Below are 22,399 nucleotides of genomic sequence, written 5' to 3'. Positions count from 1 at the left end.
AAATGTTAACCGATTGACCCGTTCGCGTTAAGCCCGGGTTAACGCGGTGGTAACCCTTATGGCACGCGGTTCAGAAGATGTTCGGCGCCCGTGACGACCGCATCAAGGTCGCGCGCCTCCCGGCTCTGCGCCGTCTCCAGCAGGATGGTGGCGAACGCTCTGATATTCTCACGCCGCGCCGCAGCCTCATCATCCTGCAACGCGTCCTGCCAGCTGTCATGCGGCGCCGGGTCTGCCAGCACCTCCATCCAGATCGCAATCTGTTCTTCTGTGAGCAGTCCGCGCTGCACGAGAAACAGGATCGGCCGGGCAAGGCGCTGCGGCTCCTCAAAGCTGAAGACAGGCGCCTCTATGGCGCCGATGGCGTCAAACACCGCCTTGGCGATCATGAACGCTTCACCTTCACCGATTTCCGGGTTGAGGCTCAGCTGCATGAGCAGGTCCGCGCCGTGTGCCACGCCGTGCCGCCAGCCTTCGCCCTCTACGAATCCGCGATAGTCCCGCACATTCGCCGTATAGTCAGCGCCAGCCGCCAACAGTGTGCGCCGCTCCCCTTGGCTCATCCATGGACTGGTCCGGTCTGTGCGCGCGACTTCCGCCAGTGCAAGCGCCGCGAAGGGCCGCGAAAAGCCCAGCGGATCGCTTTCCGTATCTGCCAAGCGGGCAAGCAGGCTCTGCCTCAGCTCGCGCAGCTCTGCCTCTTCTGCGTGTTCGGACCTCAATATGCCGCTGATGCCCTCATAGGCGATGCCGTCGCGGATGTCCGGGTTCGGGTCGGCAAGACAATGCTCCAGCATGGCGAGATAGCCAGCCGCGCCCTCGCCTTCTGTCAGCGGAAACCCGCTTTCTTTCCAGCGCAGCAGGATGTCGTGCGTCCAGCCTTCCGGGATGCACTGCCCGCCATCCAGCAGCGGCTGTTCATCCGGAGCGGAACGCTCCGCTGCCTCGTCCACCTTCGAGAGGATGAGAGGCGCGGGCAAGGAGCGCCCATCTCCTGCTTGGGACGCATCCCAGAGACAGTCGGGATTGATGCCGAGCACAAACTCAGACAGCCACTCGATGTCCGGCACCGCCTCGTCTCCTGCAAAGCCGTGGGGCGCGGCTTCATCGGCTTCGACATAGGCGGCAAGATATCGCGACGCGGTCGGTATGTATGACCAGTGCCAGCGCTCTGGCTCATAGCCTACCCTACGCCCGCTGGCGCGCGCCGAATAGACCTCGCAGAAGCCATACTCGGCCGCGTGCGACTGCAGCCAGTCATAGACAGGCCTGCCCTCGGGCGTGTCGAAATAGGCATTGTTGAAAGCGTTGAGGTCGACTTCAGTCCCCCAGTGATGGCGCGATGTGCCCGGCATCGCGCTGTAGCGCATGATGTTGAGCGCAATGTCCCGCGCGCTGACCCCGGACAGGCGCTCATGCCGGTCCTGCCATTTATTTTCCCAGATAAAGCGCTGATGCCTGAACGACCGGAAAGCAGACAGAATGACGAGGTGAACGCCGTCACGTGCAGCGGCTTCGCGCATACGTCCATAAGCTTCCAGCGTATCGTATTCGGCATACATGCCGCCGCGCACCGCCCAACTTTCAGGGACTTCCCAGAACACTTCATAAGGGTCGACATCCCCGCGCAGGATGCGCGTGCGATCGGGATAATCTTCCGGCAGGCGCAGCTGCGGCCGGTCCATCCACGCACTGACGGAAGCTGCGACGGGCTCACGGGCTGCATCCCCGCCGGCCGAAGCAGGTTCAGCTATCGGTTCTGGGGGCTCTTTCGGCTCGTCAGCCTGCTCGGACTGAGCCACCTCGTCTACAACCGGCGCTTCTTCAGCTGTCACATGCGACCAGAAAGGAAGCGCAATACAAGCCGCCGCAAGCGCCAGTTTCCGAAAAAGCGATGACGCCATGCTCTGACCCCAGCTGCGCGAACCCGCTGGCATCATGCGGCCAGCCGATCTGCGGGGCAAGCGCACCTTCCTGAATTGAGCAGGCCTGCCCGCTATTTAAGCTGGCTGTCCTTCGAGCCGCGTCGATTGATGCCGCCGCGCGCACTGCGTTCGGCATCCAGTTCGCGCTGGCACTCGATACAATGGCGCACGCCTGCGACGAGCTCTCGCCGCTTCTCAGGGATGGGTTCACCGCATTCAGCGCAGTGGGTCAGGCTCTCACCAGCCGGGCGGGCCGCCTGAATGCGCGCCAGCTCATCCTTGATCGAATCGTCGATCTGATCCTGCACCGCGCCGTCGCGCGACCATCCACCTGCCATGAAAACCTCCTGTCGAGTGCAGAGACTCAACAGTCAGGCGGCAGCGCGGGTTCCGAACCGGCAACCTTTCCGCCCCGGCCTTCAGTTCTCCGTCGGCATATCCTCGATCCAGGCCCGGACAAGTTCGACGCCCGCATCATCGATCAGGGCGCGGCCAAGTTCTGGCATGGCGACCCCTGCCTCGGCCGAATCCATCCTGTAAACCAAGATCGACGCGTCCGGCGCCCCGGGCTCGATCACCACTGTCCCGCTTCCTGATCCGCGACCTGCAGCCGTTGGATGTTTGCCGAACCCGATGCGAACGGCCTCCTGCTCTTCCCAACCCAGCCATAGGCCCGAATTGGAAGCAGAGCCCTCTGCCCGGTGACAATGGGCGCAATTGATATCGAGATACGCACGCGCCCGCGGATCGAGCGGCAAACTCACATCATGCACGTCGGCCACGGCTTCGACGCTATCCGGCGCCCCAGTGAGCATTCCACGCATTGTCCAGTCCTCGATCTGACCCACACCCAACGGCCCCTCATGCGCGAGGTTTCGCGCTTTCGGGCCGATCGGGGCGATAGCGTCGCCGAGCTGGTGACAGGTCTTGCACTGGTTCTGGTTGGGGACACGGTAGTCGATCTCGACAGGCGCGCCGGAGGGGTCGGTAAAGGCGAGATCGAGCCATGCTCCGGCGGGCGCATAGCGCGCTTCGGTCTCATCCTCGTTCCAGACATAGGGATAAGCGGCCCAGCCATCTTCCTTGCGAATCAGAAGCCGGGTTTCACGGTAGCGCTCGCCCTCGTCAGGGCTGCGCATGTCTGGCGCGAACGCAAATGTCTTGATGAGGACGGTGCCAACCGGAAAGTCGAGTACCTCTTCGCCGCCGCGATAGCCTGCCGCCTGCCCCTCAGGCACATAGATCAGCCGATGCTTGCTCGCATGATCGGAAAAGAGCGGATTGATAAGGTCGTAAGAAATAACGCCCTCAGACGGCTCTCGCGCTGATGGATCCGTAAAAAGCCCATAATCGGCCAGCGTCTCGGCTGGCCCCGCCGCAAGGATGGCTTCAATGTCCGGTCCTGCTGGTACCTGTTGCTGCCCGCAGGCAGGCAGCAACAGGACAAGACAAGCGGCGAGCGCTACTCTCATTCGGCGTGAGAGAGCTTCACGGTTGGGATGGCACCAATGCTTTCCCCTGCCGGGCGGTCCATGCTCGGCGAGGCGGCCGACACATCGACCGGATAGGCCCCAAGGCCAAGGTTCACGAAACCGACGCTGTCAGGCTCATTGATAAAGATGTTCAAATCCGAATCGGGGTTATCGCCCCAGCTCGTGACGCCATCCCAGATGACGGGTGGAAGATTACCGCCAATCAGTGATGCCAGGTCACCAAGATCGCCCTGCGGGTTGTAGCCGCTCTCGCCATAGGTGTTGTTGCGCACCTCAATATTGCGTGGCAGCGGATTGTAATCCACATCGCTGAAGTCCTGCGAGTATGCAGTAATCAGGACGTGGGCGGTCTGGTTGTTGGCAAAGTTATTGTCGCGAACCATGACCTTTTCATTCGCCATGATGATGACACCGGTGCCGGACGGAACGCTTGCCACGATATTGCCCGGAGGTGCGAAGTTCCGCGTATTGTTGTCTTCGATCAGATTGTTTCTGATCAGCGTCGTGTTTCCGCCCATGACCGGCAGGTCTGGAAGGTCAAAGACGAGAATGCCGCCCGCATTGTTGCGCACGACATTGCCGTTCACGACGGCATTTGACGAATTCTCGATCTCGATACCCGCCACGTTGAATTCAGCGATATTGTCGCGAACGATGATATTATCCGACTGGCCCACATAGATGCCTGCATCAGACGCACCGCGCACATGGCTGCCCTCGACAAGAACGTCTGTGCTCTCAACAGGGTAGATACCGTAAGCGCCATTGTCTTCGCTCGGCTCGCCCAGCCATTCGACCTTCACGTTTGAATAGGTGATGCGGTCGGCGCCTTTGGACTTGATGCCGTCGCCCTTGCTGTCGCGGACGGTGAAATTTGTCAGCGTGACATCGTCAGACGTGACCAGAAGCCCCTCGCCCGAACCCATCTGGTTCTTGAAGTCGAGAATGGTTTCGGCCGGGGATGCCCCGCGCAGGGTGACCCCATCCACGTCCAGCGTCAGACCGTCCGTCATGGCGAACGTGCCAGCCGGAAGCGTGATCGTGCTACCTGGCTCAGCTTCGATGAGCGCCGTCTGGAGGCGCAGTGCGAAGTCATCGCCCGCCTCAATGGTGCCATCGGAAGCGCTGCTGGACGTCCCGTTTACCGACGACTGGTTCCCCGATGCGTCGCTGTCAGAGCCGTCCCCAGCGCCGCCGCACGCAGCCAGGACACTCACACTCGCTGCGGCGAACAATAGTTTGCGCATAACTCATTCCTTCAACTGATAGATCGGTCTCCACTTTCGCTATTTCTGTCTGCTTCGGCAACCCGGCGTAAAAAAAGGACGCCGGATTTCTCCAGCGCCCTCTTTCGCGTGTCTGAACAGCTGCCGCCTAGTAGCGGTAGTGGTCTGGCTTGAACGGGCCTTCCGGGGTCACGCCGATATAGTCGGCCTGATCGGTGGACAGTTCCGTAAGACCAAGACCCAGCTTGCCGAGGTGCAGGCGCGCCACCTTCTCGTCGAGGTGCTTGGGCAGCGTGTAAACGTCGTTCTTGTATTCGCCCTGGTTCTTGTGAAGGGCGATCTGGGCCAGCGTCTGGTTGGTGAAGGACGCTGACATCACGAAGGACGGATGGCCCGTCGCATTGCCGAGGTTCACGAGACGTCCTTCAGACAGAAGGATGATGCGCTTGCCATCCGGGAAGGTGATCATGTCGACTTGCGGCTTGATGTTTTCCCATTTGAAATTGCGCAGGCCTTCGACCTGGATCTCATTATCGAAGTGGCCGATGTTACAGACGATCGCCATGTCCTTCATGGCGCGCATGTGATCGACCGTGATGATGTCCTTGTTACCGGTTGCGGTGACAAAGATATCAGCCTCGCTGACATAGTCTTCCAGCGTCTGGACGTCGAAGCCGTCCATGGCAGCCTGCAGCGCACAGATCGGGTCAACTTCGGAAACCGTGACGCGTGCGCCAGAACCTGCGAGCGACGCTGCAGAACCCTTGCCCACATCACCATAGCCAGCGACGAACGCCTTCTTGCCAGCCATCATGACATCGGTGCCGCGGCGGATCGCGTCGACCAGCGATTCCTTACAGCCATACTTGTTGTCGAATTTCGACTTGGTGACCGAGTCGTTGACGTTGATGGCCGGGAAGGGCAGCTCGCCGCGCTTGGCGAGTTGATAAAGGCGGTTCACACCGGTCGTCGTCTCTTCGGACACGCCGCGAATTTCCTTTTTCACCTTGGCGAACCAACCCGGCGTTGCAGCGATACGCTTCTTGATCTGCTTGAAGAGGTAGATCTCTTCCTCGGACTTCGGATCGTCGAGCAGGGACGGGTCGTTCTCGGCCTTCTCGCCAAGAATGATGTACATGGTCGCGTCGCCACCATCATCGAGGATGAGGTTGATCAGCTCGCCATTCGGCCATTCGAAGATCTTGTCGCAGAAATCCCAGTACTCTTCGAGCGTCTCGCCCTTGTGCGCAAAGACCGGCGTGCCGGCATCGGCGATTGCCGCGGCAGCGTGGTCCTGCGTGGAGTAGATGTTGCAGCTTGCCCAGCGCACTTCAGCGCCCAGCGCTTCCAGCGTCTGGATAAGCACGGCAGTCTGGATGGTCATGTGCAGCGAACCAGCGATGCGTGCGCCCTTCAGCGGCTGCTCTGCGCCATACTCTTCGCGCGCAGCCATAAGGCCTGGCATCTCGGTTTCGGCAATTGCGATTTCCTTGCGGCCAAATCCCGCCAGGGAGAGGTCCGCGACGGCGTAGTCATTAGCCATATCAATGATCCTTTATATGATTTATTTCGCCACTTAACCCAGCGTCCTGTCGGGATCAAGCAGGCGAGCCGCACTAATGACGCATTCTGGTTGTGGTAATTCTGCAACGCCCACGCTAGTTTGTGTCCTGGGCTGGTAGATTGGAGACTTCATGCCCCGCTTTTTGAGCCTCGGCCTCATCGCTTTCGCCTGCGCCCTGCCCTCGCTCGCGCAGGATCTTCTGGTGGTCACTGAAGTCAGCACGGATGACGTCACAATCGAAGATGAAGACGCAATTGTGCGCCTGCCAGCCAATGGTGAGGTCCGCTCACGGCGCGACCGGGAACGTCTGCAGGCCGACAAGCTGAAGCTTGGCGGCGGCCTTCTTGCTTCCTTCGATACGAATGAAGACGGCGTCGTCAGCCGCGCCGATCTCTCAGCTGGCATCGAATCGGCGTTTGCGGACGCTGACGCGAATGGCGATGGTGAGCTTACAGCCCTCGAACAGCAGGCCTGGGCACGTAGCCTGCCGACCCGTGACAACTCTCTGGCCAACCCGGTGCGTTTCGATCCCAATCTCGACCGCCGCGTGAGCTTCGAGGAATTTTCCGCCGTCATTTCCGACCTCTGGAATGACTACAGGGACGACGGCGATGATGTGCTAAAGGTGTCCGCACTGAAGGCACCTGAAGAAAAGAAGAACCGCTTCCCCAACCTTCTCGACGGGGAACTGACCTCCCGGGCCGGATCAACCATTCCGCAGTTCAGGCGCTAATAGCCGTCCTGCGATGCGCCGGGATGGTCAGCTCAAGAACGTAACCTTCGGAACTGGAACTCCGGGAGATAGCCGCCCCGATCCGCGAAGCGGCTGATTCCACGATCTTTGTGCCAAGCCCTGAGTTTCTCGACTGTCGGTCTGCGGCGTCTTTCTGGGCCGACCGGTCTTCACTCTCACCGATGCCATTGTCTGCACAGCGGATCATCATGTCATCTCCAAACCCGCACACCTCGATCGTGATGCGACCTTCGCGGTCATCGGGAAAACCATGCTTGACCGAATTGGCGACAAACTCGCTCACAATAATGCCCACAGCGCCTGCCACTTGCGATGTGACCTCCGCTTCGAGCGTCTGCAGATCAATTGAAATTCGCTCAGGCAGGCTATCGCGAATATACCGCACAAGATCCTCCAGATAGTCATCCAGCGGCACGACCTTTCCATCAGCGGATTTGTGAAGGGCACCGTGCAGGGCGGAAACCGCCTCAATCTTGCTGGCAACGGAATTCAGGACCGTGGCCGCGTCAATCTCGCCCTTTTTGAACTGTTTCGTGTAAACGCGGACATAGGAGGCGACCGTCTGCAACGAGTTCTTCACCCGGTGGTCCATCTCATTGCGCAGGATCTCGTGCTCGCGCAGCGCCAGTCTCAGATCAAGCTCCCGCATCACCCGCCGGGCCAGTATGCCCAGGGCTTCCTTCTGGTATTCGGTCAGCCTGCGCGGTTTGTTATCGAGCACGCACAGCGTACCGAGCGGCAAACCATTCTGCGGCTTCAACAGGTAGCCGGCATAGAATCGCAGCCCGCCCTCCGGCGCGAGGCAAAGCTCATTGTCGGCCGTACGCGGGTCCTGCAGCGTGTCCGGTATCTCCACGAAGTCGGACTCCAGGATCACATGGGAGCAGATCGAGGTCGGCAACGGCGTCTCGCGCGTCCCGAGGCCGACTTCCGCCTTGAACCACTGGCGGTGCTCATCAATCATGTTGACCACTGAAATCGGCGTTTCGCAGATCTTCGCGGCAAGCTCGACGATCTCGTCAAAGTCCTGCTCACGCGGCGTGTCGAGGATTTCGTAGCGGTGCAGCGTCGCAATACGCTGGCGTTGCAGGGGATGGGGCTGCGCGGACATATTTCCCGTTCCGAGGTCGTTGAATTCCAAAAAGTTTCGGCGCGTCTACCACGCATTGATACCGCAACACCATACAGGGCGCGTCAGCTCTGCTGCATTGAGGTGCCCGGTTGCCCCTACCACAAGACCGTCTGGATCGCTAAACAGTCGGGTTCAACAAGGATTCTGCCCATGCCGACCGCGCCGATCAATGAAGACAGCCACCTCTACCTGATCGATGCGAGCGCATATATCTTCCGCGCCTTCCACGCCCTGCCCCCGCTCAGCCGCGCCTCTGACGGCCTGCCGGTCGGCGCGGTCGCAGGCTTTTCCAACATGCTCTGGAAACTGCTGGAAGAGCTGAAGGGCGATGAGCGCCCGACCCATTTCGCCTGTATCTTCGACAAGGGCAGCTACACCTTCCGCAATGACCTCTATCCCGACTACAAGGCCAACCGGGACGAGCCGCCTGAGGACCTTCGCCCGCAATTCCCGCTCGTGCGCGAAGCCTCCATCGCCTTTGCCTGCCATGCGCTGGAGCTTGAAGGCTATGAGGCCGATGACCTGATCGCCACCTATGCCCGCCAGGCGGCCGCGAAAGGCGCGCGCGTCACAATCGTCTCGTCCGACAAGGACCTCATGCAGCTGGTGACCGACAAGATCACCATGCTCGACACGATGAAAAACAAGACCCTCGGCATTGATGAGGTCCATGAGAAATTCGGCGTCGGACCAGAGCTTGTCGTCGACGTCCAGTCGCTCGCCGGCGACAGCACAGACAACGTCCCCGGCGCCCCCGGCATCGGCGTGAAGACCGCCGCCCAGCTGCTCGGCGAATATGGCAGCGTGGAAACGCTTCTGGAGCGCGCCGAAGAGATCAAGCAGCCCAAGCGCCGCCAGACCCTGATCGATTTCGCCGATCAGGTCCGCATCTCCAAGAAACTCGTCCAGCTTGACGAAAACGTGCCCGTCGAAGTCCCTGTCGAGGACCTCGCTGTCTGCGACCCGGACCCGAAAACCCTCATCGACTTCCTCGAAAGGATGGAGTTCCGCACCATCACCCGCCGCGTGCGCGAGACCTTTGAGGCTGACGGGGTCATCGAGGAAACCACCGCCGCCGATATCGGCTTCGACCGCGAAGCCTATACCTGCATCCGTGACTTCAAGACCCTAGAGGACTGGATCGCCCGCGCCCAGGAGGCGGGCGTAATCGGTGTCGACTGCGAGACCAACAGCCTTGACTGCCAGACCTGTGACCTGGTCGGCATCTCCATCGCCATCGCGCCCAATGAAGCCGCCTATATCCCGCTCGGCCACATCGACCCGGACCATTCCGGCGGTGATGACATGTTCGACGCCGCCCCGCCGCGCCAGGTCCGCAAGGAAGATGCGCTCGCCGCGCTCAAGCCCCTGCTCGAAGACCCGTCCGTCCTGAAGGTCGGCCAGAACTTCAAATACGACCTCACCGTTTTCCGCCGCAACGGCATCGACGTCGCGCCTGTCGACGACACGATGCTGATCTCGTTCGCGCTGCATGCAGGCATGCACGGCCACGGTATGGATGAGCTGTCAGAACGCTATTTCAGCCACACGCCCATCCCCTTCAAGGAAGTGTGCGGCTCCGGCCAGAAGCAGATCACCTTTGACCGCGTCCCATTGGACAAGGCCACCGAATACGCCGCTGAGGATGCCGACGTCACGCTCCGCCTCTGGACCTACCTCAAGCCCTATCTCCACAAGGAGAAGGTCACCACCGTCTATGAGACGCTCGACCGCCCGCTCATCCCCGTCCTTGCCGACATGGAGCGTCACGGCATCAAGGTGGACCGCGACTTCCTCTCGCGCCTCTCGGCAGACTTCCAGCAGCGCATGGCAGGCTATGAAGACGCCGCCTACAAGGCTGCGGGTACCGAGTTCAATATGGGCTCGCCCAAACAACTCGGCGAAATCCTGTTCGGAGAGATGGGCCTGCCCGGCGGCAAGAAGACCAAATCCGGCGCATGGTCGACCGACGCAAGCCAGCTGGAAACCCTCGCCGCAGAAGGCCACGAACTGCCCCAGATCATCCTCGACTGGCGCACCCTCTCAAAGCTTCGCTCAACCTATACCGAGGCGCTGCAGGACGCGATCAACCCGAACACAAAACGCGTCCACACAAGCTACTCCATGGCAGGCGCGCAGACGGGCCGTCTCTCCTCGACCGACCCGAACCTGCAGAACATCCCGATCCGCACAGAGGAAGGCCGCAAGATCCGCGAAGCCTTCATCGCCGACGAAGGCAATGTCATCATCAGCGCGGACTACAGCCAGATTGAACTGCGCCTGCTCGCCCACATCGCCAATATCGACGCGCTGAAGACCGCCTTCAATGAAGGTCTCGACATTCACGCCATGACGGCCTCCGAGATGTTCGACACGCCTATCGAAGGCATGGACCCGATGGTCCGCCGCCGCGCCAAGGCGATCAATTTCGGCATCATTTACGGCATTTCCGCCTTCGGCCTCGCCAACCAGCTCAGCATCGATCGCGGCGAGGCGTCCGACTATATCAAGGCCTACTTCCAGAAATTCCCCGGCATCCGCAAATACATGGATGAGACCAAGGAGTTCGCGAAGGACAATCTCTACGTCCAGACCGCCTTTGGCCGGAAGCTGCACCTGAAAGACATGAACTCAAAGAACGGCGCCATGCGCGCCTTCTCAGAGCGTCAGGCCATCAATGCCCCCATCCAGGGCTCGGCTGCCGACATCATCAAACGCGCCATGATCGAAATGCCGGGCGCGCTGGCGGCCAAGAAGCTCGACGCAAAGATGCTGCTACAGGTCCACGACGAACTCGTCTTCGAATGCCCCGAGGACCAGGCCGAAGACACCATCGCCGTCATCCGCCGCGTCATGCAAAAAGCGCCGCTTCCGGCGTTGGACCTGTCAGTCCCACTGGACGTGGATGCCAACGCGGCGAAAACTTGGGCGGAGGCGCATTAGAAACACACCGCTCATCCCGGCTGAGGCCGGGATCTCGGGCGGCACCGTCTGGCATTTTCAATTGCTTGAGACCCCGGCCTTCGCCGGGGCGAGCGGGAGAATTTCTGGCATCTACCAAACGCCCTCAACACCGCCCCCACCCGAAGACCCCTGTGAAGACAGGGGTCCATGGTGGTCCCTTTCAAAATCACGCAGTAACGGGATGGAGCACCTCGGATACCTGCCTGCGCAGGTATCTTCGGAAACGTTTCGCATGAAGCATTCACACATCCTTTTTGCGTCACCCTCGATGGCGAAGCCATCTGAGTGTCCTTCTCCCGCCCACTAAATTTCACGTAAACACCAAGAGCCGAAGATGGACGCTCAGACCGCGGGCGCGGTCTGAGCGTGACGCGAGATTTTAATGTCCCACTGAACCTTCCCCTCTCCCGCGGGAGAGGGGTCAGGGGTGAGGGGGACTGCCCTTGCGATATGGGCCCTGGCCAGCAGCGATGCCCCGGCCCCTGCTCTGAGAATGAGGCATCACTGCCGTCCCTGTCCAAACCTGCAGATGCCGCGCCCCCTCATCCCCGGCCCTTCTCCCAAGGGAGAAGGGAGAACGATGGCTCATCGCTCTGCGTCCCACTTGACCTCCCGCCCGAGGCCGCGAACACTCGCGTAAAACAAGACGAGGAAACGCGAACCATGAAACGCAACGCACAGATCTGGCTCGCCGCCTGCCTTGGAAGCGCAGCTCTAGTCGCCGGGTGTCAGTCCACCGGCGAAATGCCCGTTGAGGAAACGACCACCACAACAACCGCCCCGTCCCTCCCCATCGCCTCGCCAATCGCGCTCACCCGCAGCTCGCCATTCGTGTCGGAAATGTACAATTTCCTCGTGCAGGACGAAGTCATGCCGCCTGCCGCTTGCAGCACCGTCTTCACGGGCAGCTCGAGCATCCGGTTCTGGTTCACACTGGAAGAGGACTTTCCCGCACTCGATGCCGTCAATCGCGGTTTTGGCGGCTCAGGCATCGCCCATGCGACCGCGTATTTCGACATTCTGATAACGCCGCATCAGCCGCACGAGATCGTCTTCTATTCTGGCGAAAATGACGTTAGCGCGGGCGCGTCCCCGGACGAAATCCTGGCATCCTTCCAGACCTTTCTCGACAAGAAGACGGCGACACTCGGCGACACACCCGTCTATTTCGTCTCGATCAAACCCTCGATCGCGCGGCTGGGCCAGCTTGAGACCCAGACCGCCGCGAACCGTCTCATCGCGGACTATGCCGAGACCCGCGATGACCTGATATTTATCGACATCACTGAACCGATGATGGACGGCGACACGCCGAAGGACCTCTTCATCAGCGACCGCTTGCACATGAACGCGGCAGGCTATGACATCTGGACGAAAGTCATCTCAGAAGCGCTGGCCGACCCGGAGCGTCCAACAGCGGCAGGCTGCGATTAGGCCTGCCACACTAGCCGCCCGCACATTCCCATTGCATTCGCCCTCGCCCGGCCCGATATCTTAATCACGCCTTTTGCGGCCCACTTCACACTAAAATCCGCAAAGCCAACCGGCGCTGTCCCTGCCTGATCGCGCATTCCGCGCGCCGGCCAACAGGGGCAATCCGCATCGCTGGCTGCGATGCAAGAGAAGTGACCAATTCCCATGGCGAAACAGCAGAAATCAAACCGCGAAATCCGCAAGCCCAAGCAGGAAAAGCCGAAGACCAACGCGTCAAACCCGTCCGTGAAAACCGGCGTCAGCAACGTCTTCGACCAGCGCAAGAAATAGGCGCCCCGCTCGCCCTGTCCCCGTCGCGCGGGGATGGGGCATCAGCCGACCTCACCCCTCTTCCGGCACCTGCACGGTTTCCAGATAGGCCAGCAGCGCGTCGATCTGTTCTGGCTCGAACTGCCATTGCGGCATTTCGGGGTGGCCCACCATGATGCCTTCCCCAAAAGGTTCGGCCAGCACTTCGACCGGATAGTGCCACGAGATCTCCCGGAACGGCATGGCCTGCGCGTGTTGGCTTTCCCCGGTAAGGCCGATGGCGTGACAGCCCGCGCAGAGCGTTTCGGCAATCGCCTCGCCCTGCCCGACCAGCTCATTCGCTTGCATCGCTTCAGCCTGGCTTACCGGTTCACTGACAGCCAGGTTTGGCGCCTCTTCGACAGGTTCGGCCGCAGGCGTCCCCATCTCCTCGGACGTTCCGCAGGCCGCAAGCGGCAACAGCCCCGCCGCCAGAACACCCATCACGCGCCAGCTCGTCTTCATGCCCTCATCCCTCCAGACTTGCGATAGGTTCCCATCCTGATCCGCGCTGGCCGCCTTGTCCATGCGGGATGCCCCCAACTTGACGCGCGTGCTTTTAACGAGAAGAACATCTCGACCAGAAATCGACGGCCGGGGGGACAAGATGCTGGAAGAGTACTGGATCAATCTGACAGATGCGCAGGCATCGCTGATCTCGACAGCGGTGTTGATCGTGGCGGGTGGGCTCGGCGTCCTTCTTGGCGCTGCACTGTTTGGCGGACGCGTGAAGAACCTGAAATCCGCGTTGGAAGCCTCCAATGAAGCGATTGAGAATCATCAGGCAGAAACCCGTACGCTCCTCTCGGCAATGGAAGAGCAGATGAGCGCCACGCTCGGCGCTGTCAGCCAGCTACGCTCCAGCGTGTTCGACCTACGTAGCGACGTGGAAGAGAAGGTGACCGACGAAGCCGGAAGGATGCGGCAGACTTTCAAGAACCATTGGTATGCCATCCGCGACGAGCTTCAGCGCCGGGCCTCAAGCCCGACCATCCATGGCCGTACCCGCACCCGCTATGCTGGCTTTTCCAATAATGAGATCGCCGCCCTGATCGAGGTGATGCAGAAGGATGGCGTCCTGCAGAGCAGCCAGGCAAACGCGTTCAACGACGCGCACGGCCTCTGGACCTGGCACCGCAACGGCAAGCCAAGTATGACACAAGGCGACGTCCAGAAAATGCGCGAACTCGCTATCGACATCGTTCCGAACTACCGGTCCGAATAGGCCGCGCCGCCGATATCAGGTGAGGTTCGTCCTACCCCAATGCTGCCCGTGTACTGTCACTGCACCATGGGATGCACCGTCACTGACCTCTCCCCGTTGATTGCACGGGTCTGGCCGCGCCTCGTCGCGCTGGTCGCTGGCATTGCTGCGATGCTGGAAGGCGCTGGCGCCAGTGACCGTGCCATGCGCCTGCGGGCCATGCGCCTGTTGCGACCTGCCGAGGCCCTTGCCCGGCGGATCATCACTCTGCTCGCAGACAGGCTGGAGGCGGACCTGCCTCCGTTGAGAGACGGCGGCGGTCAGAAGCGACCTGAACCTGTCCGCCGCCGACATTCTGCAGGCTTCGTCCTGTTTGAACCGGTGGCGACCTGCGCTGCCTCAATCAGCAGGCCCGGGCGCGGACGGCGCTTCCATGCCGGACCGCGCATCGTGGATGTGCTCGGTCTGATCGCTGTCTCTCCCACACAGAGGGACACGCCTGCAAAGCCGCGACTGGAAGGCCGGATCGCCGCGCTCCAGAAGGCCGTTGAGGCACCAGAGCGCCACGCGCTGCGGCTCGCCCGGCGGCGCGCGCGGGCCCTGTCGAGTGACGGTCCCCGTCCGCGCCTGACACCGCTGCGTCCGGGCTGGCCACCCGGCATCAGGGGCCGTGAAACACCAGGCTGGCTGACCGCCGTGCTGGATGATCTGACGGTCCAGATCCGGTGTCGTCCCCCGCCCTCTTTCTGAAAGCATTAGGCGCGCGCCTGCCATGTATGTTACCGGGCATACATGACCCGTATACGTATGCGCCAACTCGTTATCGCCGCCGAAACCCTCGAGACGGCCGATCACCTCCGCACCGTCCTCGGCCTCGGCAAGCCATTTGCAGACCCCGGCGTGAAGGAGTTCGGCCTCGAGAACGCTGTCTTCTCCATCGGCGATCAGTTCCTCGAAGTCGTCGCCCCGACCACAGACGACGCGCCCGCTCGCCGCTTCCTCGATAAGCATGGCGAAGGCGGGTATATGGCGATCTTGCAGACAGAGGACCTCGCAGACGCGCGCGCCCGCCTCGACAATGCCGGTATCCGCCGTGTCTGGAATATCGACCTCGACGATATCTCCGCAAGCCATGTCCACCCGGCCGATGTGGGCGCCGCGATCCTCTCCCTCGATGAGGCACGGCCCTGGAACAGCTGGCGCTGGGCCGGCCCGAACTGGGAGAAACAGTCGGTAAGAGGCCATATTGGTGGCGCGATCTTCAGCGCCCCGGACCCGCGCGCACTCGCCTCGCGCTGGACCGCTGCCATTGGCAAGCCGGTCACCACCAATAAGGGCCAGACCAGTATCCAGCTGGACGAGAATGAGCGGCTGATCTTCGAAGACGGCAAGCGCGAGGCGCTGTCGACCTTCTGCATCAGCCTCCACAACGCCATGAAAGCGCTGGAGCGGGCCGACAGGCTGGACCTCCACAGTGACGGGGACGGTGTCGTGATCGGTGGGGTGCGGTTCGAACTCAACAATCTTGAAACGGCGAGCGCTGGCTAGCACCGCGCCCTGCCACAGCGTCTTAGGGGGGATATCTGATGGACTGGTTCAATGAGCTTTTCGACCTGGCAGCGGTCGCGTCGACAGCAGGTCTTGGCGGCGGGGTGATCAGCGCCATCGTCGTGAAGGCCTTTTCCGGTGCGATCCTTAAATTCCTGGTCCGCATTTTCGCGACCGCTGTCCTGACGGGTATCGGCTTCTACTACCTGCTTGGTTTCCTCGGCTTCGAGATCGTGCCGCGCAGCGAGGTTGCCGCCGCGGCCCCAAACCAGTCGCCATCGGTCTATGCGCGCAACGAGACCTATCTGCCTGGCGCCAGCGATGATGCTGCCAGCTCCAGCTCTGAAACGCAGGAAGCAGAACGTGACCGCCGTCTCGTTGTCTCTTCGCCTTTCAGACGCGGCGACTAGACGAACTCCACCTCCAGATGGGTGCGTGTGCGTGAGGTCACCTCACATTTTGCATCCAAGCCATCGGCCTTGATAAGCAACCTGAATTCGTTGGGCACATCGGTTGTTGCGATCATGTCGAGGCCAGCACCTTGCTGACCAAGCGTACGGACCGTACAGTCTATCGTTGAGCCGCCATTCCGGAAGCTGATCTTGCCGCCTTTCAGAACGCGGCGGCGGGCGATTTTGACAGAAACGTCCCCATCGCCCCAGGCCGTGATACGATTTCGGCCGTCTTTTTTGGACTGGTACAGGGCTGCATCGGCCCGCTGAAGCAGCGTATCAAGATCATTGATCTGGCCATCAAAGCTTGCGAGGCCAAAACTAGCTGTGACGTTGACGGATTTGCCACCGAAATCGAACCGCAGCGCAGAAATGTCACGACGCAGGGCTTCCGCGACTTCCACACCGCCGCGACGCTCTGTTTCTGGCAGGAGTACCGCAAATTCTTCACCGCCCAATCGCGCAAACACGTCGCTGCGACGCATACGTTTCTGGACGGTCTGCGAAATCGTTCTGAGCACCTCATCGCCGGCGGAATGTCCGAATGTGTCGTTTATCGCCTTGAAATGGTCGAGGTCGAAGCAAATCACGGGGAGCGGATGCCGGTGGCGACTCGCAAGCGCGGCAAGACGTGACCCTTCTGAGCGAAAAGCGCGCCGCGACAGCGCACCGGTCAAATCATCGGTCATGGCCTGCTCGCGCAGCTCCATCTGCTCGACAACGATCGTGGCGAGGTCTTCCAGTAATTGCAGATCACCCTCACGCAGGACCCGAGGTTCTGAATCCACGGCGCAAAGCGTACCGACAGAAAATCCGTTCTTCGTTTTCAGCGGGATACCGGCATAGAAGCGGACGCCGTTCTCTGCCGTGACATAGGGATTGTTCTTGAAGTTGGGATGCTGGGCCGCATCCTCGACGACAAGCGGGCCCTCCATGTTGATGGTGCGCCGACAGAAGGTGTCCTGTACCGGAACCTCGTCCATGTCGGCACCCTCGATCGCCTTGTACCATTGCCGATGGGCATCGAGCACCGAGATAAGCGCCATGTCGCAATCAAAGGATGCGCGCACGAGTCTGACGATCCGATCATACGCGGGTTCGCGCGGCGTATCGAGAATTCCCAGCGATTCGAGAGCTTCCAGCCGATTGGCTTCATCCCCGGCCTCTCGATTTCCCCCCTCACCCTTTCTGGTAAGGTTATTGATCATGATCATCCCTTCGCAGTTTCGAAGATTCAAACCGTCCGCAGGGTAAGTGCGGCTACATTCTGTCTCGCACGGTAAGGTTAGGGCGAAGTTACCTGAAAAATTGAAATACTTTACTTTTCAACCGGCTCGACTTCGATCGTGCCTTCAGGTGTGACGTCCAGCGCATACATGTCGAGGGCTACTTCAAGCGTGATAAAGCCATAGACAGCCCAGACCGCGAACATGACGAGGATGGCGAGCGTGAACGGTCTGGCGAACCGGTCGGTGTTCGGCACCTGGTCAAACCCCCATGCAATCAGAAAAAGCATGATACTGGCGAGGATCACAGCGCCAATCACATCGGTCGGCCAGTGGGCACCGAGATAGACGCGCGAAAACCCGATAAGACCGATCAGCAGAATGAAGCCGGCCACCGCCATCTTCTGCACCACGCCCTTCAAGGCATAGGCGGCAAAGATGGCGAGCGCGCCATAGATGACGGCAGAGTTGGTCATGTGGCCGGACGGAAAACTGAAGCTCTCGACCCCGCCATAGAGATCAGCCGTCGGCCGGTCACGCGCTATCAAGAGCTTGATCAGCTTCACAATCAGCAGGGTGGAAATGAAAGCAATGGCGCTCATCGCCGCTGGCCACCAGGCCCGCCGCAGGAGGAGCGCGATCACGATAGTGGAGGCGATCAGCGTCAGCGCGACAGCATCACCGAACAGGGTGACCAGCACGACGACCCAGTCCGTCGCCGGGCTGCGCGCGGCCTGCACCGCATCACTGATCGCCAGATCGACAGAAACCAGCATCGCCTCATTCATCACGGCAAGCGCGAGGGCGATGAAAGCGATAGCGGCCAGGCCGGCTGGCAGAAGGTGTGATCTGGTGTGACGCATACGGAGGAAGTGGCGGGCCGAAAGAATATTTCAAATACTAGCTGTGCGCCTCCCGAGCGGGACACGACAGCCAGATAGCCCGCCGAGAATGTCTAGTCGCGCTGGAACTTCTTGAATTTGAGCTTCTTCGGCTCCACCGCATCAGGGCCGAGACGGCGTTTCTTGTCTTCGAGATAGGACGAGAAATCACCCTCAAACCATTCGACATGACTGTCGCCTTCGAAGGCGAGGATGTGCGTCGCCATACGGTCGAGGAACCAGCGATCGTGCGAGATCACCACGACAGAACCCGGGAAACCATCGAGGCCCTCTTCGAGCGCCTGCAGAGTTTCCACGTCGAGGTCGTTGGTCGGTTCGTCGAGGAGGAGACAGTTGGCGCCCTGGCGAAGCATCTTCGCGAGGTGGACACGGTTACGCTCACCACCCGAGAGGAGGCCGACTTTCTTCTGCTGGTCGGAGCCCTTGAAGTTGAAGGCACCTGTATAGGCGCGCGAGCTGACTTCAATGCCGCCGAGATTGATCACATCAAGCCCGTCGGAAATCTCTTCCCAGACATTCTTCTTGTCATCCAGCTTGTCACGGCTCTGGTCGACATAGCCGAGCTTGACCGTATCGCCGACACGAATTGCGCCGGAGTCCGGCTCTTCCAGACCGAGGATCATCTTGAACAGCGTCGACTTACCCGCGCCGTTCGGACCGATGACGCCGACAATGCCGCCGGGGGGCAGTTTGAAGGAAAGGTCATCAATCAGAAGATTGTTGCCGAACGCCTTGCGGAGGTCTTCGGCCTCGATGACAATATTGCCGAGACGTGGGCCGGGCGGAATGCGGATCTGGGCGTGCGAGACGGTCTCGCGCTCTGCCTCTGCGGCGCGTTCTTCATAGGACTGGATACGCGCTTTGGATTTGGTCTGGCGGGCTTTCGCGCCGGCACGGACCCATTCGAGCTCTTTTGCCAGAGTGCGCTTCTTGGAAGCATCCTCGCGGGCTTCCTGCTCCATCCGCTTGGCCTTTTGCTCGACCCAGTCGGAATAATTGCCCTTGTAAGGGTTGCCGCGGCCACGGTCGAGCTCGAGGATCCAATCGGTAATCTTGTCGAGGAAGTAGCGGTCGTGGGTGACGAGGATCACGCAGCCAGGGAAGTTGATGAGATAGTTCTGCAGCCAGGCGACCGTCTCGGCGTCGAGGTGGTTGGTCGGTTCGTCCATCAGGATCATGTCAGGCTTTGACAGAAGCAGCTGACAGATCGCGACCCGGCGGATTTCACCCCCCGACAGATTAGTGACAGACGCGTCGCCTTCCGGGCAACCAAGCGCGACCATCGCCATCTCGATCTTGGAATCGATGTCCCAAGCATCTGCCTGATCGACCTGCTCCTGCAGGGCAGTCATCTCTTCCATCAGCTCGTCGGTATACTCCTCACCGAGCTTCATCGAGATTTCGTTGAACTTGTCGAAGATCTGTTTCTCAGGACATTGCGAAGCGATGTTTTCGAACACCGTCTTGCTCTCATCAAGCTTCGGCTCCTGCGGCAGGTAGCCGACCTTGGTACCGGGTGCCGGGTTGGCCTCACCATTATACTCGGTGTCTTGACCCGCCATGATGCGTAGCAGCGTCGACTTACCCGCACCGTTCACACCGACGACACCAATCTTGGCGTCTGGCAGGAAGGACAGGTGGATGTTTTCAAACACCTTCTTGCCACCTGGATAGGTCTTGGTCAGGCCCTGCATGTTGAAGACGTATTGTTGACCGGCCATGGGGTGAGAACGCTCGCTGATCTGGAATGGAAATTGGAAACCGGGATGTAGGCGCTGGGGGCCCTCAAGATCAAGGTAGAAGGTGTGCGGGCAGGTTTTCGCCAGACCTTCAATTTCTGCGGTGGCTACCAGCTCCGGGGGCTGACATGTGAATGGACCACGCTAGGTATGCCCGGCATGCGTACACTCGTTTCCGGCATTGCTGCCGCTTTCTTCTTCGCCTCCCCCGCAATCGCCCAGACCGGACAGGACACTATGGCCTCTAATGAGCTGACGATCGAACGTCTCTATTCCTCGCCTTCACTGAGCGGGCCTGCGCCAACGGGCGTGAAATACTCTCCGGATGGTGGCCGCGTGACCTTCCTCAAGGCGCGCGAGGATGATTCCAGCCGCTATGACCTCTGGCAGTTCGATGTGCAGACGGGCGCGCAATCGATGCTGGTCGACTCGACCCTGCTGGAGCCCGAAGAGGTGGAGCTGTCGGAAGAGGAAAAAGCACTGCGTGAGCGCCGCCGTATCGCCGGCCGCAAGGGCATCGTGGATTATGACTGGGGGACGTCCGATACAATCCTCGTGCCGCTAGGCGGGGACCTTCACCTCGTCACGCTTGGCGCTGACGGCGCGCAGACCCGCCAGCTGACTGAGACCGAGGCCTTCGAATATGATGCCCGCGTCTCTCCGCGCGGCAATTATGTGAGCTTCGTTCGCGATGGCGCGGTGTTCGTGATCGAGCTTGCGAGCGGCGAGGAACGCCAGATCACGCCGGAGGCCGAGCCTGACAATGCCATCGCCTATGGCGTGGCCGAGTTCGTCGCGCAGGAAGAGATGAGCCGGTATACGGGCTATTGGTGGAGCCCGGATGAGCGCCAGATCGCATTCACCAAGGTCGACGAAAGCACGGTCGACATCATCGAACGTTTCGACATCAAGGCCGAGGAAACCACGGTCATCGACCAGCGCTATCCGCGCGCTGGCACGCCGAATGCGCTTGTCGAACTCTTCGTCCATGACCTGAAAAGCGGCGAGGATGCGCGCCTGACCAGCGTGGGGCCGGACACCTATCTTGCGCGGGTGAACTGGGCAGGCAGCAGCCTCTGGTTCCAGACGGTCAACCGCGACCAGACAGAAATCCGCTATAACCGCACCGATGGAAAGCCCTGGCGGGTCTGGTCTCCGCTGAAAGAGACGCAAGGCAACTGGGTCAACCTTTCGAACGACTTTGTCGGCCTTGATGAAGGCATCCTGCTGACCACAGAGGAAACCGGCTACCGTCACCTCGCCATCTCGCCAGATGGCAGCAATGCGAGCGAGCTGCGCTTCCTGACCAGCGGCGACTGGGCTGTCGATAGCCTCAAAAGCGTCGACCGGGAGAATCGCATCGTCTACTTCACCGGCTATGCCGACACGCCGCTGGAGCAGCACCTCTATTCAGTTCCGCTGAGCGGCGGTGAGCCTCAGCGCATCACTGAAGCGGGCAAGTCATGGTCGGTCAGCATGGCGCCAGATGCGCAGTCCTTTGTCGGCACCTCATCGGCCCCGAACCAGTCACCGCAGACCGGTCTCTATACGGCTGGCGGTGAACTCATCGCATGGGTCGAGGAAAACGCACTCAATGCAGACCACCCCTACGCCCCCTATCTCGATGCCCATGCCGAGCCTGAGTTTGGCACGCTGGAGGCCGAAGATGGCCAGACGCTTTATTATTCCATCCTGAAGCCCGCTGACTTTGACGCCTCGAAGGCCTATCCGGCCATTGTTGAAGTCTATGGCGGCCCGCATGTACAGACGGTAGACCGCGACTGGGAGAGCCTGTCTGACCAGTATCTTGCGCGCCAGGGTTTCGTCGTCTTCCGCCTCGACAATCGCGGCATGGCGAACCGGGGCAAGGCGTTTGAGGACGTCATCTATCGCCAGACCGGCGGGCCGGAAGTGCGCGACCAGCTGAAAGGCGTCGAGTGGCTGAAATCCCAGCCCTTCGTCGATGCTGAGCGGGTTGCCATCCAGGGCTGGTCCTATGGAGGTTACATGACGCTGATGACGATCCTGCAGGCCCCGGAAGGCACGTTCGCCGCCGCCGTTGCTGGCGCGCCCGTCACCGACTGGTCGCTCTATGATACCTTCTACACAGAGCGCTATATGGACACGCCGCAGGACAATGCGGACGGCTATGACAAATCATCGGTCTTCTATCATCTTGAGCGTCTGGAAGCCGCGCTGCCGCCGCTCCTCCTCGTCCACGGCATGGCCGACGACAATGTCACTTTCGACAATACGACAAGGCTGATGGCAGAGATGCAGGAGAAAGGCCTTCTGTTCGAGCTAATGACCTATCCCGGCCAGCGCCACGGCATCCGCGGCCAGGCCCTGCAGACCCATCTGATGAAGACCCGCATGGCGTTCCTGAACCGGCAGCTCAAGGAATAGGCAATTGGAGCAAGGGTTTGGCGCGTGCGCAAAAACTCATGTGAAATCGAACCTTTGGGGTTGATGCGCTTTCTTCCTTCGG

19 protein-coding genes are annotated in these 22,399 nt (G+C 60.6%); 9 read left to right on the top strand and 10 right to left on the bottom strand.

Annotated elements, in window-relative coordinates; translation table 11 throughout:
* Nucleotides 1-56: 56 nt before the first annotated feature.
* From D1224_RS01755 to ahcY, 5 genes are all read right to left on the bottom strand, one after another.
* Nucleotides 57-1,904, bottom strand: a complete 1,848-nt coding sequence (locus D1224_RS01755) for a DUF2785 domain-containing protein (protein WP_182482127.1) — start codon at nucleotides 1,902-1,904, stop codon at nucleotides 57-59.
* Between the two features lie 92 nt (nucleotides 1,905-1,996).
* A complete protein-coding gene (locus D1224_RS01750; protein WP_119378220.1) occupies nucleotides 1,997-2,263 on the bottom strand; it encodes a DksA/TraR family C4-type zinc finger protein in 267 nt (88 codons plus the stop codon).
* 81 nt (nucleotides 2,264-2,344) lie between these two features.
* Nucleotides 2,345-3,397 carry an SO2930 family diheme c-type cytochrome gene (locus tag D1224_RS01745; protein ID WP_119378219.1) on the bottom strand — a complete coding sequence of 351 codons (1,053 nt, stop codon included), beginning with the start codon at nucleotides 3,395-3,397 and terminating at the stop codon, nucleotides 2,345-2,347.
* Nucleotides 3,394-4,665, bottom strand: coding sequence for a parallel beta-helix domain-containing protein (locus D1224_RS01740; protein WP_119378218.1), 1,272 nt, complete (start codon nucleotides 4,663-4,665; stop codon nucleotides 3,394-3,396). The genes D1224_RS01745 and D1224_RS01740 overlap by 4 nt, the downstream gene beginning before the upstream one ends.
* 127 nt (nucleotides 4,666-4,792) lie before the next feature.
* Entirely contained in the window at nucleotides 4,793-6,187 is a 1,395-nt protein-coding gene (gene ahcY / locus D1224_RS01735; RefSeq protein ID WP_233350350.1) for an adenosylhomocysteinase, read from the bottom strand.
* Nucleotides 6,188-6,338: 151 nt separating this feature from the next.
* Between ahcY and D1224_RS01730 the strand changes: the two genes are divergently transcribed.
* On the top strand, nucleotides 6,339-6,941 hold the full coding sequence (locus D1224_RS01730) for an EF-hand domain-containing protein (RefSeq protein WP_119378216.1): 603 nt from the start codon (nucleotides 6,339-6,341) through the stop codon (nucleotides 6,939-6,941).
* On the opposite strand, the gene D1224_RS01725 is transcribed toward D1224_RS01730, so the two are convergent.
* On the bottom strand, nucleotides 6,931-8,073 hold the full coding sequence (locus tag D1224_RS01725) for a histidine kinase dimerization/phosphoacceptor domain -containing protein (protein WP_119378421.1): 1,143 nt from the start codon (nucleotides 8,071-8,073) through the stop codon (nucleotides 6,931-6,933). The two genes, D1224_RS01730 and D1224_RS01725, sit on opposite strands and share 11 nt — an antisense overlap.
* A 171-nt stretch (nucleotides 8,074-8,244) precedes the next feature.
* Here D1224_RS01725 and polA point away from each other — a divergent pair, with 171 nt between their 5' ends.
* From polA to D1224_RS16715, 3 genes are all read left to right on the top strand, one after another.
* Entirely contained in the window at nucleotides 8,245-11,037 is a 2,793-nt protein-coding gene (gene polA, locus D1224_RS01720) for a DNA polymerase I (protein WP_119378215.1), read from the top strand.
* 684 nt (nucleotides 11,038-11,721) lie between these two features.
* On the top strand, nucleotides 11,722-12,492 hold the full coding sequence (locus tag D1224_RS01715; RefSeq protein WP_182482126.1) for a GDSL-type esterase/lipase family protein: 771 nt from the start codon (nucleotides 11,722-11,724) through the stop codon (nucleotides 12,490-12,492).
* Nucleotides 12,493-12,696: 204 nt separating this feature from the next.
* On the top strand, nucleotides 12,697-12,822 hold the full coding sequence (locus D1224_RS16715) for a hypothetical protein (protein WP_267897069.1): 126 nt from the start codon (nucleotides 12,697-12,699) through the stop codon (nucleotides 12,820-12,822).
* Nucleotides 12,823-12,873: 51 nt separating this feature from the next.
* Here D1224_RS16715 and D1224_RS01710 read toward each other — a convergent pair whose 3' ends face one another.
* Nucleotides 12,874-13,368, bottom strand: coding sequence for a c-type cytochrome (locus D1224_RS01710; protein ID WP_119378213.1), 495 nt, complete (start codon nucleotides 13,366-13,368; stop codon nucleotides 12,874-12,876).
* A gap of 79 nt (nucleotides 13,369-13,447) precedes the next feature.
* On the opposite strand from D1224_RS01710, the gene D1224_RS01705 reads away from it, so the two are divergent.
* The 4 genes from D1224_RS01705 to D1224_RS01690 all read left to right on the top strand — a co-directional run bounded on the left by D1224_RS01705 (nucleotide 13,448) and on the right by D1224_RS01690 (nucleotide 16,002).
* Nucleotides 13,448-14,065 carry a hypothetical protein gene (locus tag D1224_RS01705; RefSeq protein WP_119378212.1) on the top strand — a complete coding sequence of 206 codons (618 nt, stop codon included), beginning with the start codon at nucleotides 13,448-13,450 and terminating at the stop codon, nucleotides 14,063-14,065.
* Nucleotides 14,066-14,131: 66 nt separating this feature from the next.
* Entirely contained in the window at nucleotides 14,132-14,794 is a 663-nt protein-coding gene (locus D1224_RS01700) for a hypothetical protein (protein WP_182482125.1), read from the top strand.
* A gap of 42 nt (nucleotides 14,795-14,836) precedes the next feature.
* A complete protein-coding gene (locus D1224_RS01695) occupies nucleotides 14,837-15,592 on the top strand; it encodes a VOC family protein (RefSeq protein ID WP_119378210.1) in 756 nt (251 codons plus the stop codon).
* Nucleotides 15,593-15,630: 38 nt separating this feature from the next.
* Nucleotides 15,631-16,002, top strand: coding sequence for a hypothetical protein (locus D1224_RS01690; RefSeq protein ID WP_119378209.1), 372 nt, complete (start codon nucleotides 15,631-15,633; stop codon nucleotides 16,000-16,002).
* Here the strand turns inward: D1224_RS01690 and D1224_RS01685 are convergent.
* From D1224_RS01685 to ettA, 3 genes are all read right to left on the bottom strand, one after another.
* Nucleotides 15,999-17,252 (bottom strand): sensor domain-containing diguanylate cyclase, encoded by a 1,254-nt coding sequence (locus tag D1224_RS01685; protein ID WP_182482124.1) that lies wholly within the window; start codon nucleotides 17,250-17,252, stop codon nucleotides 15,999-16,001. The genes D1224_RS01690 and D1224_RS01685 overlap by 4 nt on opposite strands.
* A 110-nt stretch (nucleotides 17,253-17,362) precedes the next feature.
* Complete coding sequence (locus D1224_RS01680) at nucleotides 17,363-18,133, bottom strand: phosphatase PAP2 family protein (protein WP_119378207.1); 771 nt, start codon at nucleotides 18,131-18,133, stop codon at nucleotides 17,363-17,365.
* A 92-nt stretch (nucleotides 18,134-18,225) separates the two neighbouring features.
* Nucleotides 18,226-19,893, bottom strand: a complete 1,668-nt coding sequence (ettA, locus tag D1224_RS01675) for an energy-dependent translational throttle protein EttA (protein ID WP_119378206.1) — start codon at nucleotides 19,891-19,893, stop codon at nucleotides 18,226-18,228.
* Nucleotides 19,894-20,070: 177 nt separating this feature from the next.
* On the opposite strand from ettA, the gene D1224_RS01670 reads away from it, so the two are divergent.
* The gene (locus D1224_RS01670; protein WP_233350349.1) at nucleotides 20,071-22,317 is read left to right on the top strand and encodes a S9 family peptidase; all 2,247 of its coding nucleotides are present in this window, start codon (nucleotides 20,071-20,073) and stop codon (nucleotides 22,315-22,317) included.
* The last annotated feature ends 82 nt before the right edge of the window (nucleotides 22,318-22,399 follow it).

Source organism: Henriciella barbarensis (assembly GCF_003576345.1).
Classification (GTDB): domain Bacteria; phylum Pseudomonadota; class Alphaproteobacteria; order Caulobacterales; family Hyphomonadaceae; genus Henriciella; species Henriciella barbarensis.
The sequence above is the reverse complement of the archived record's forward strand: the minus strand, read 5'-3'. Positions and strand labels throughout refer to the sequence as shown.

Coding starts and splice junctions, on each gene's coding strand:
- D1224_RS01755 (WP_182482127.1), bottom strand. CDS start 1,904: ATGGCGTCATCGCTTTTTCGGAAACTGGCGCTTGCGGCGGCTTGTATT.
- D1224_RS01750 (WP_119378220.1), bottom strand. CDS start 2,263: ATGGCAGGTGGATGGTCGCGCGACGGCGCGGTGCAGGATCAGATCGAC.
- D1224_RS01745 (WP_119378219.1), bottom strand. CDS start 3,397: ATGAGAGTAGCGCTCGCCGCTTGTCTTGTCCTGTTGCTGCCTGCCTGC.
- D1224_RS01740 (WP_119378218.1), bottom strand. CDS start 4,665: ATGCGCAAACTATTGTTCGCCGCAGCGAGTGTGAGTGTCCTGGCTGCG.
- ahcY (WP_233350350.1), bottom strand. CDS start 6,187: ATGGCTAATGACTACGCCGTCGCGGACCTCTCCCTGGCGGGATTTGGC.
- D1224_RS01730 (WP_119378216.1), top strand. CDS start 6,339: ATGCCCCGCTTTTTGAGCCTCGGCCTCATCGCTTTCGCCTGCGCCCTG.
- D1224_RS01725 (WP_119378421.1), bottom strand. CDS start 8,073: ATGTCCGCGCAGCCCCATCCCCTGCAACGCCAGCGTATTGCGACGCTG.
- polA (WP_119378215.1), top strand. CDS start 8,245: ATGCCGACCGCGCCGATCAATGAAGACAGCCACCTCTACCTGATCGAT.
- D1224_RS01715 (WP_182482126.1), top strand. CDS start 11,722: ATGAAACGCAACGCACAGATCTGGCTCGCCGCCTGCCTTGGAAGCGCA.
- D1224_RS16715 (WP_267897069.1), top strand. CDS start 12,697: ATGGCGAAACAGCAGAAATCAAACCGCGAAATCCGCAAGCCCAAGCAG.
- D1224_RS01710 (WP_119378213.1), bottom strand. CDS start 13,368: ATGGACAAGGCGGCCAGCGCGGATCAGGATGGGAACCTATCGCAAGTC.
- D1224_RS01705 (WP_119378212.1), top strand. CDS start 13,448: ATGCTGGAAGAGTACTGGATCAATCTGACAGATGCGCAGGCATCGCTG.
- D1224_RS01700 (WP_182482125.1), top strand. CDS start 14,132: ATGGGATGCACCGTCACTGACCTCTCCCCGTTGATTGCACGGGTCTGG.
- D1224_RS01695 (WP_119378210.1), top strand. CDS start 14,837: ATGACCCGTATACGTATGCGCCAACTCGTTATCGCCGCCGAAACCCTC.
- D1224_RS01690 (WP_119378209.1), top strand. CDS start 15,631: ATGGACTGGTTCAATGAGCTTTTCGACCTGGCAGCGGTCGCGTCGACA.
- D1224_RS01685 (WP_182482124.1), bottom strand. CDS start 17,252: ATGATCAATAACCTTACCAGAAAGGGTGAGGGGGGAAATCGAGAGGCC.
- D1224_RS01680 (WP_119378207.1), bottom strand. CDS start 18,133: ATGCGTCACACCAGATCACACCTTCTGCCAGCCGGCCTGGCCGCTATC.
- ettA (WP_119378206.1), bottom strand. CDS start 19,893: ATGGCCGGTCAACAATACGTCTTCAACATGCAGGGCCTGACCAAGACC.
- D1224_RS01670 (WP_233350349.1), top strand. CDS start 20,071: ATGCGTACACTCGTTTCCGGCATTGCTGCCGCTTTCTTCTTCGCCTCC.